Source organism: Streptomyces sp. NPDC031340 (genome assembly GCF_055569945.1).
Genome location: NZ_JBVIIE010000008.1, coordinates 107,105 through 116,096 on the forward strand (window position 1 = coordinate 107,105; position 8,992 = coordinate 116,096).

An 8,992-nucleotide genomic window follows, 5' to 3' on the forward strand; every position below is an offset into this window, starting at 1 on the left:
CTCTCTTCCGGGGACACCCCCTTTCTTACCCCGACCGGCAGGCGGGGGGGGCGGGGGCGCCCGCCCTTCCCCCCCCCCCCCCCCCCCCCCCCCCCCCCCCACCAAAAGGGGTGAACGGTCGTAACTTTCCCGTGCACGTCGCGTTCGATCGCGCTAGCAGATCATGCAGTCACGTTTCGCCTGGCAGCGGCCGGACTCCGCCGCGCCACCCGCCGACCCGTGCGTCAATTGCCGGGGTAGGCCCAGGGGTTGGGCAGGCAGTGAACGCCGCTGTGGTCGAGGAACTTGGTCTGCTGCTGCATGACCGGCGCGAGCTCGCCGTCCTTGTCGCAGGTCACGTGGGAGTAGCCGAGCCGGTGGCCGACCTCGTGGTTGATCAGCATCTGCCGGTAGGCGTGGATCTGATCGCCGTACGTCTTCGAGCCCTGCGCCCACCGGTAGGCGTTGATCATGATGCGTTCGGTGGCGGCCGAGTCGCAGGAGACGTTGTCCTCGGTGGTGTCCAGACCGGACTTGGCACACCACGCGGCGGTGGTCCCGGGGCTGGCCAGCGTGATCACGAAGTCGGGCCGGCCGGAGTGGACGCGCTCGAACGTGCGGGCGCCGCCGTGCGCCCAGCTGCGGTCGTCGTTGAGTGTCTTCTGCACCGCCTGGGCGAAGAGTTCGCCGTCGAGCCCGAGCCCCTGCTCGACGTCGACCCGGTAGGTGTACTTGCGCCCCTTGCCCGGCGCCTTGGCGACACCGGGGACCGCGTCGAACTTCCCCGAGCCCTTGAGCGTGGCACTGAGGGGGTACTTCCGCGCCATCGCCTGCTCGTACGTCAGCGTCACCGGTGCGGGTGCCGCCGAGGGCGTCGTGCGTCCCTCCCCGCGCGACGCCGGGCCCCGGAGGTCCCGGGCCTGGCCGGCGGCCGACTGCTGCCGCGCGGAGCCGTCGTCCTGTCCGTCGGCGACCTGACCGGCGACGACGACCGCCAGCACGGTGGTGACGGCGGCCGCCGCGATGCCGGTGAACGTGCGCCCCTTGGTGCCCTTGGTCTGCGCGGGCACGCCGGTCGGCGGCGCGTCGTCGTGGTCGGTCTCGGAGGGGACGCCGACGCCGGTGCGCGGGTCCCAGTCGGTGCCGGAGGCGTACGGGCCGGCGGCGGACGCGGAGGTGCGGGCGCGGGGCGCGAAGACGTCGTCGTCCTCGTCGAAGGCTTCGAGGTAGTCCTGGCGCGGCCCGGCCGGCGTCGCCCGCCGCTGGCGGGGCAGGACGGCGCCGGGCGCCGCGGCCACGCCGTGGCCGCCGACGGTCGGCCCTCTCAACTCGCCCCAGCCGCCCCCGGATTCGCGCTGCTCGGGGTGGCCGCCGCGGGCCTGCGGAACGCCGTGGGCGGGAGTGGGGTCCGGCACCCGGGGAACACCACGCGCGGGCGTCCCGTCCGTGGGCAGTCCCGGGAAACCGTGAGCCGGCGTCCCGTCCGGCAACCGCGGCAGCCCACGCGCGGGCGTCCCGTCCACCGGCAGCCTCGGAAACCCATGGGCCGGCGTCCCGTCCATCGGCGGCAGCGGTGCACCCTGCTGTCCGTACGGCTGCCCGTGCTGCTGTCCGTACGCCTGCCCGAGCTGCTGTCCGTACTGCGGTCCGGGCGGCCGGTGACCGGCCGGGCCTTGTTGCTGCGGCCGGCCGTCCTGCCGGACGCCGGGAACGGCGCCGGCCCCCGGCCCGTCCTGCCGCGCTGCACCCTGGCGCGCGGCACCCTGGCGTACGTCGGCCCGCGCCTGCGGAGCCGGGAACCGGTCGTCCTGTCCTGCAGATGTGGCCGCGGCCCCGCCCTTGGCGGCACCGCGACGGCTGTGGCGTCCCACGTCGCCCCTCAGCCCCCCGCGCTCTCGGCGAGGACGTCACCGTTGCCCACGACGGAGCCCGCACCACGGGCAGCAGTCCCGCCCCCGGTACCGGCTCTCCCCCCGGTGTCCGTCCCGGCGCCGCTTTCGGCGCTGCCCCCAGTATCCACCCTCACCGCACTGTCACCGCTCGCCCCGTACCGCTGGACGGCGCCCGACTCCCCTTTTTCCACGAGGAGTTCGGTGAAAGCGCGGGCTACCGTCTCCGGGTACTCCATCATTGCCACGTGCCCCGCGTCCGGCAGGGCGAGCAGGCGGGAGTCGCGGAAGGCGCGGGCCGCCCGGCGGGCCATCCGGAAGCCGACGAGCTGGTCCCGGCCGCCGTAGACGAGCAGGGTCGGGGCGAGGACCCGCTCGGCCTGACGCCACAGCCCGTGCTGCCCGCCCAGTGTGTAGGCGTTGACTATCCCGCGCGTCGAGCGCGCCATCGCGTCCCAGAAGTACGGCAGTCCCAGCCGCCGCTCCATCTCCTCGACGGCGTGGCGGAACCCTTCCGGCGTCACCCGCGCGGGGTCGCCGTAGCACAGCCCCACGACGCCGCGGACCCGCTGCTCCGCCGACCAGTCGCGGGTCAACCGCGTGAAGAGCGCGGCCACTCCGGGCAGCGCCAGCATTCCGGTGGGCACCGCGGTGCGCTGGACGCGGATCTCCGGCAGCGCCGGCGAGACGAGCGTGAGCGTCCGGACGAGATCGGGCCGCAGCGCGGCGACCCGGGTGGCGACGGCGCCGCCGAGGGAGTTGCCGAAGACGTGCACGGGACCGCGCCCGGAGGCGTCGAGGTAGCGGACCACCGCGCGCGCGTGCCCGCTGACCGAGTAGTCGCCGTCGTCCGGCGGGGGCGAGTCGCCGAAGCCGGGCAGGTCGACCGCCTCGCCGTCGACGACGCCCTCCAACTCCTGCATCAGCGCGGACCAGTTCTGGGAGGATCCGCCGAGACCGTGGACGTACAGCGCGGGCGGCAGGCCCTCACGGGCGGGCGGGCGCGAACGCACCGTCAGCGTGATCCCCGCCAGCCCGACCGACCTGAGCCGCTCACCCTCGGCGACCCTGACGGGCGTCACCTTCGGGAGCACGTTGGTCGCCGGTACGGACGGCAGCTCGGTCGAAGACATGCGGCAATGTTACGAGACGATCACGTGGCGGCTCACGTGTTCGCCGTCACAGATCCTGGGGACTTCACGGGGTACGCGTCGAGTGACGTTCCGGACGCGGATCACATGGCGTCCGGACCGGGTGTCTCCTAGGCTCGTGCAGAGGGCACCCGCTGGTGACCCCCGCTTCTCGGAGCGAGGTCCGCAGGAGTGGGACGTAGGAAGGGAGCCCGTCATGGCCGTAGACCCCACCGATCCCGAGACGTTCCAGGAGGAGGAGACGGAGGAGGCGCCGGAGTTCGACGTCGAAGCCCCCGAGAACGACGCGGCGGAACAGATGACCGCCCTCGCGCCGGACCGCGACGAACCCCTCGAGGACGTGGACCCGGCCCGGGCGAACGAGGCCGACCTGGTGGAGCAGCGTCGCGTCGTCTCCCTGGACGAGGACGACTACCGCTGACGAGCAGCGCAGGAACGCCCGCCGTCGGCGAGGTGCGCGGGGGCGCACAGGAGCGCCGCTGAGCTGGCAAGAGGCGTTGGCATGCCCGCTCTGCCCCGCCTTGAAACCTTCTGCGCGGCTTTCGCCGCTGTCCGGTCCGTGAAATTCTGCGCTCGCAGCGCGCACACCGGGGTTACCGAAAAGTACGATGGCCACGCGGCGCACACCGCATGTGGACGAATTTGGGAGGCGGCGTGACAGCCATCGAGCAGACAGAGGCGGCACGCCCGCGAGGCACGCGCCTGCCGCGCCGTGCCCGCCGGAACCAGTTGCTGGGCGCCGCCCAGGAAGTCTTCGTGGCGCAGGGCTATCACGCGGCCGCGATGGACGACATCGCCGAACGCGCCGGCGTCAGCAAGCCGGTGCTCTACCAGCACTTCCCGGGCAAGCTCGACCTCTACCTGGCGCTGCTGGACCAGCACTGCGAGTCCCTGATCCAGTCCGTGCGCAGCGCGCTGGCGTCGACGACCGACAACAAGCAGCGCGTCCGGGCGACCATGGACGCCTATTTCGCGTACGTCGAGGACGACGGCGGCGCCTTCCGCCTGGTCTTCGAGTCGGACCTGACGAACGAGCCCGCGGTGCGCGAGCGCGTCGACAAGGTCACGAACGACTGCGCGGAGGCGATCTGCGACGTCATCGCCGAGGACACCGGCCTCTCGCGTGCCGAGTCGATGCTGCTCGCCTCCGGGCTCGGCGGCCTCGCCCAGGTGGTGGCCCGTTCCTGGCTGCACAGCGACCGCAGCGTCCCGCGCGACCAGGCGGTCCAACTGCTGACGTCGCTGGCGTGGCGGGGCATCGCCGGCTTCCCGCTGCACGGAACCGACCAGCAGCACTGAGGGCGCCCTTTGTTCCCGCCCGCTGTTCGCTCCTGGCGTTCTCGGGCGGAGCGTGCGCGTCCCCTCGCCGGGCTAATGTGTGCTGGGTACGGCGCGGAAGGTCGCGCACTTCACTGACCGTCGGAGGGACATAGCCGTGGAGGTCAAGATCGGCGTGCAGCACGCGCCCCGCGAGATCGTTCTGGAGAGCGGTCAGAGTGCCGAGGAGGTCGAGCGCATCGTGGCCGAGGCACTGGCCGGGAAGTCACAGCTGCTGACCCTCGTGGACGAGCACGGCCGCAAGGTGCTGGTCCCCGCCGACCGCCTCGCCTACGTCGAGCTCGGCGAGCCGGCCCCGCGCAAGGTGGGCTTCGGCGCCCTGTAGCGCACGCGGACCGAGAGGGGCCCGGCGACTGGTGGGATGCTGCATCCCGGTGGTCGCCGGGCCCCTTCGGTTTCCGCCTCCACGGATGGAGCACAAGTCGGCCACAGGGGTGGATTGCATTCCGCAGGTCACGGGTATGACCGGCTACGACCGCGACGCGCAGGGCGGCCCTGTGGGAGGGACTCCGTGATGATCTTGGAAGCAGTCGGCTCCGCCGTGCTCGGTCTCGCGTTGGCGTGGGGGGCGGTCCACCGCCTGTCCCACCGTCTGCCGGCTCGCGCGCTGGTGCTGGCGACGGGTGTCGCCGGGGCCCTGTTCGGCGCCTTCGTCACGCACAGCGCGCTGGACCCCGGCAGCCTCCCGCTGATCCTGATCGGCGCCGCGATCGTCTCCACGGCCTCGCTGTCGCTGCTGCTGCGCCCGGCGGGCAGACTCCGCCGGCGCTCCGCGCCGGCGTGACCCCGGACGAGAAAACGCCCCCGGACGAAGAAGCGACCCCGGACGAGAGAACGACCCAAGCGACTCCGGACAAGAACACGACCGCGGCCCGGAAGAACACCACGGCGGGGAAGGACACCCCGGCCGACTTACGGCACCACGCGGCGCACCCGGCGGAGCACTCAGGCGGCGAGCCCCAGAGCCGCCATCCGCTTCGTGTGCGCCTCGGTGATCCGGGAGAACATCTTGCCGACCTCGGCGAGGTCGAAGCCGTCCGCGACACCGCCGACGAGCATGGTCGACAGCGCGTCCCGGTCGGCCACCACCCGCTGCGACTGCGACAGCGCCTCGCCCATCAGACGCCGCGCCCACAGCGCGAGCCGGCCGCCCACCCGCGGCTCCGCGTCGATCGCGGCGCGCACCTTCTCGACGGCGAAGCTCGCGTGCCCGGTGTCGTCGAGCACGGCCAGCACCAGTCCCCGGGTGTCCGAGTCGAGCCGGGCCGCCACCTCGCGGTAGAAGTCGCTGGCGATCGAGTCGCCGACGTACGCCTTGACCAGGCCCTCCAGCCAGTCCGAGGGAGCCGTCTGCCGGTGGAAGCCGTCGAGCGCGGCGACGAACGGCTCCATGGCGCGGGTCGGCTCCTCGCCCATCTCGGTCAGCCGGTTGCGCAGCCGCTCGAAGTGCTGGAACTCGGCCGACGCCATCTTCGCCAGCTCGGCCTTGTCCTCCAGCGTCGGCGCCAGCTTGGCGTCCTCCGCGAGACGCTCGAACGCCGCGAGCTCGCCGTACGCGAGGGCGCCGAGCAGGTCGACGACCGCGGCGCGGTACTGCGGATCGGCGGAGGCCTTCGCCCAGTCCTGGGCGGCGACTCCGGTGGTTCCGGCCGAGGCTTCGGAGGCGTTGTCAGGCTTGTCAGAGGTCGTCATGAAGCGCACAATAGCCCGCTCGCGGCGTCACGGAAGGTCATGGCCGACCCCTGTGACGACCACCGCGTGACCAAATCGGCCATCGCATGTGCGGGATTCCGGGGTATGGTGGTAATGCGCCTGCTGAGTACGCACCTCCGAGGAGTACTGCTTCGCTCGACGGGCCGCACGTTTGAGGATGCCCGGTCGGTGGCCCGATCGGCTCCGACCCGACAGCCCTCCCTGGCCGTACGACGAGTGCGTACGACGACCGGAGGGACACCCTCAGCGGTACGAGCGCTAGAGCGTCGGCAGTGGTCCCGTGCCCTACGGCCAAGCCCGTAAGGCAGCCGACGTCCCCGGCACGGTCCGTCAAAGACCCCCGCGCTCGCCTCGCACCGCCCACACAGAAGAGGCAGCACCCTGACTACGACGTTCAGAGATCTCGGAATCCTTCCCGAGACGGCCGAGGCCCTTGAGGCCGTCGGCATCAACACCCCCTTCCCCATCCAGGAGATGACCCTCCCCGTCGCCCTCTCCGGCACGGACGTCATCGGCCAGGCCAAGACCGGCACCGGCAAGACGCTGGGCTTCGGCCTCCCGCTCCTCGAGCGTGTCACCGTCCCCGCCGACGTGGAGGCCGGCCGCGCGCGGCCCGAGGCGCTGACCGACGCCCCGCAGGCCCTCGTCGTCGTCCCGACGCGCGAGCTGTGCACCCAGGTCACCAACGACCTGCTGACCGCGGGCAAGGTGCGCAACGTGCGCGTGCTCGCGATCTACGGCGGCCGGGCCTACGAGCCCCAGGTCGAGGCCCTCAAGAAGGGCGTCGACGTGGTCGTCGGCACCCCGGGCCGCCTGCTCGACCTGGCGGGCCAGAAGAAGCTCGACCTCAAGCACGTCCGGTGCCTGGTCCTGGACGAGGCCGACGAGATGCTCGACCTGGGCTTCCTGCCCGACGTCGAGAAGATCATCGCCATGCTGCCGGCCAGGCGCCAGACCATGCTGTTCTCGGCCACCATGCCGGGCGCGGTCATCGGTCTCGCCCGCCGCTACATGTCGCAGCCCACGCACATCCGTGCCACCGCGCCGGACGACGAGGGCGTGACGGTCGCGAACATCGCGCAGCACGTGTACCGCGCGCACAACATGGACAAGCCCGAATTGGTCGCCCGCATACTGCAGGCGGAGGGCCGCGGACTGGTCATGGTCTTCTGCCGTACGAAGCGCACCGCAGCCGATCTCGCCGACCAGCTCAAGCAGCGCGGTTTCGCCTCCGGCGCGGTCCACGGCGACCTCGGCCAGGGCGCCCGCGAGCAGGCCCTGCGCGCCTTCCGCAACGGCAAGGTGGACGTGCTCGTCTGCACCGACGTGGCCGCGCGCGGCATCGACGTCGAGGGCGTGACGCACGTCATCAACTACCAGTCGCCGGAGGACGAGAAGACGTACCTCCACCGCATCGGCCGCACCGGCCGCGCGGGCAACAAGGGCATCGCCATCACCCTCGTCGACTGGGACGACATCCCGCGCTGGCAGCTCATCAACAAGGCGCTGGAGCTGAACTTCAGCGACCCGCCGGAGACCTACTCCACCTCCCCGCACCTCTTCGCCGAGCTCGGCATCCCCGAGGGCACGAAGGGCGTCCTCCCGCGCTCGGAGCGCACGCGCGCCGGGCTCGACGCGGAGGAGCTGGAAGACCTCGGCGAGACCGGCGGGCGCGGCGCACGCGGGCGCGGCGGCCGGAGCGACCGAGGACACCGGAGCGACCGGGGCGACCGGGACGACTCCCGGTCCGCCGAGCGTGAGCGCCCGGCCGGTCCGCCGCGTCGCCGCCGCCGTACCCGCGGCGGGACTCCGCTGGACGGCACGACCGCCCCCGAGACCACCCCTGCCGAGACCACTTCGGCCGGAACCGCCCCGGCCGGGACCGAGGAGACCGGCGCCACCCGTACGCCGCGTCGCCGTCGCCGTACCCGCGGCGGGTCCTCGACGCAGTCGGCGCCGGCCACGGTGACGGCGGTCGAGCCCAGCGTGCCCGAGGCGGCGGAGGCCGCCGTGACGACGGCCGAGAGCGCCGCTGTGGACGGCCTCGAGAGCCCGGCGAAGCCGCGCCGCCGCCGCACCCGCCGCTCCGCCGAGCCGGCCGCCGGTACGCCCGTCGACACGGCTCCGGCCGTGGCCGCCGCGGAAACCGCCGCAGTGCCGGAGGCACAGGGCGTCGTCGAGGCGCCGGTGACGCCGGTCGTCGCGGAGCCCGAGGCTCCCGCCGCCGCGCCGCGCCGCCGCACCCGTAAGACCGCGGCCGCCGCGGAGACCACGGTCGACACGGCCGCGGCGACCGCCGAGGCCGCCCCGGAGGCGCCGGAAGCCGCGCCGCGCCGCCGCACCCGCAAGGCCACGGCCGCCGCGGAGACCGCGGTGGACACCGCCGAGGCGACCGGCACCGGCGAGGCCAAGCCGCGCCGCACCCGCAAGACCGCCGCGGCCGCCGAAGCCGTGGTCGACGCCGCCGAAGCGACCGAGGCCAAGCCGCGCCGTCGGACGCGCAAGGCCGCCGAAGCGGCCGAGGCCGTCGAGGCGACCGAGATCCCGGCGCGGGTCGCCGAGGAGCCCGCGGTCGCGCCGCGTCGTACGCGCAAGGCGACGGCCGCCGTCGACACCGCGGAAGGCACGGAGACCAAGCCGCGCCGCACCCGCAAGACGGCAGCCGCCCCGGAAACCACCGAGGCCACCGAAGCCGCCACCACCGAGGCCAAGCCCCGCCGCACCCGCAAGACCGCGGCCACCGCCGAAACCGCGGTCGACACGGCCGAGGCCACCGAGGCCAAGCCGCGCCGCACCCGCAAGGCGACCGCCGCCGTCGACACCGCCGAAGGCACGGAGACCAAGCCGCGCCGCACCCGCAAGACGGCAGCCGCCCCGGAAACCACCGAGGCCACCGAAGCCGCCACCACCGAGGCCAAGCCC

General features: G+C 73.3%; 8 protein-coding genes. 5 read left to right on the plus strand and 3 right to left on the minus strand.

Annotated features, from left to right (window positions below; genetic code table 11):
• Positions 1–224: 224 nt before the first annotated feature.
• A complete protein-coding gene (locus tag ACZ5GT_RS08030) occupies positions 225–1,850 on the minus strand; it encodes a DUF3152 domain-containing protein (RefSeq protein ID WP_469016630.1) in 1,626 nt (541 codons plus the stop codon).
• Between the two features lie 8 nt (positions 1,851–1,858).
• Complete coding sequence (locus ACZ5GT_RS08035) at positions 1,859–3,001, minus strand: alpha/beta fold hydrolase (RefSeq protein ID WP_469016636.1); 1,143 nt, start codon at positions 2,999–3,001, stop codon at positions 1,859–1,861.
• 214 nt (positions 3,002–3,215) lie between these two features.
• On the opposite strand from ACZ5GT_RS08035, the gene ACZ5GT_RS08040 reads away from it, so the two are divergent.
• The 4 genes from ACZ5GT_RS08040 (at position 3,216) to ACZ5GT_RS08055 (ending at position 5,141) form a co-directional block, all read left to right on the plus strand.
• Entirely contained in the window at positions 3,216–3,440 is a 225-nt protein-coding gene (locus ACZ5GT_RS08040) for a hypothetical protein (RefSeq protein ID WP_469016642.1), read from the plus strand.
• A gap of 233 nt (positions 3,441–3,673) precedes the next feature.
• Positions 3,674–4,318, plus strand: coding sequence for a TetR/AcrR family transcriptional regulator (locus tag ACZ5GT_RS08045; RefSeq protein ID WP_324787545.1), 645 nt, complete (start codon positions 3,674–3,676; stop codon positions 4,316–4,318).
• Between the two features lie 136 nt (positions 4,319–4,454).
• Positions 4,455–4,682: a DUF3107 domain-containing protein gene (locus tag ACZ5GT_RS08050; protein ID WP_324787544.1), complete on the plus strand. Its 228-nt coding sequence runs from the start codon at positions 4,455–4,457 to the stop codon at positions 4,680–4,682.
• A gap of 189 nt (positions 4,683–4,871) precedes the next feature.
• Positions 4,872–5,141 (plus strand): hypothetical protein, encoded by a 270-nt coding sequence (locus ACZ5GT_RS08055; RefSeq protein WP_469016646.1) that lies wholly within the window; start codon positions 4,872–4,874, stop codon positions 5,139–5,141.
• 161 nt (positions 5,142–5,302) lie between these two features.
• Here the strand turns inward: ACZ5GT_RS08055 and ACZ5GT_RS08060 are convergent, their stop codons facing one another.
• On the minus strand, positions 5,303–6,058 hold the full coding sequence (locus ACZ5GT_RS08060) for a ferritin-like fold-containing protein (protein WP_469016651.1): 756 nt from the start codon (positions 6,056–6,058) through the stop codon (positions 5,303–5,305).
• A 486-nt stretch (positions 6,059–6,544) separates the two neighbouring features.
• Between ACZ5GT_RS08060 and ACZ5GT_RS08065 the strand changes: the two genes are divergently transcribed.
• Positions 6,545–8,992 (plus strand): DEAD/DEAH box helicase (locus ACZ5GT_RS08065; protein WP_469016654.1); only part of this gene is annotated, 2,448 nt, incomplete at its 3' end.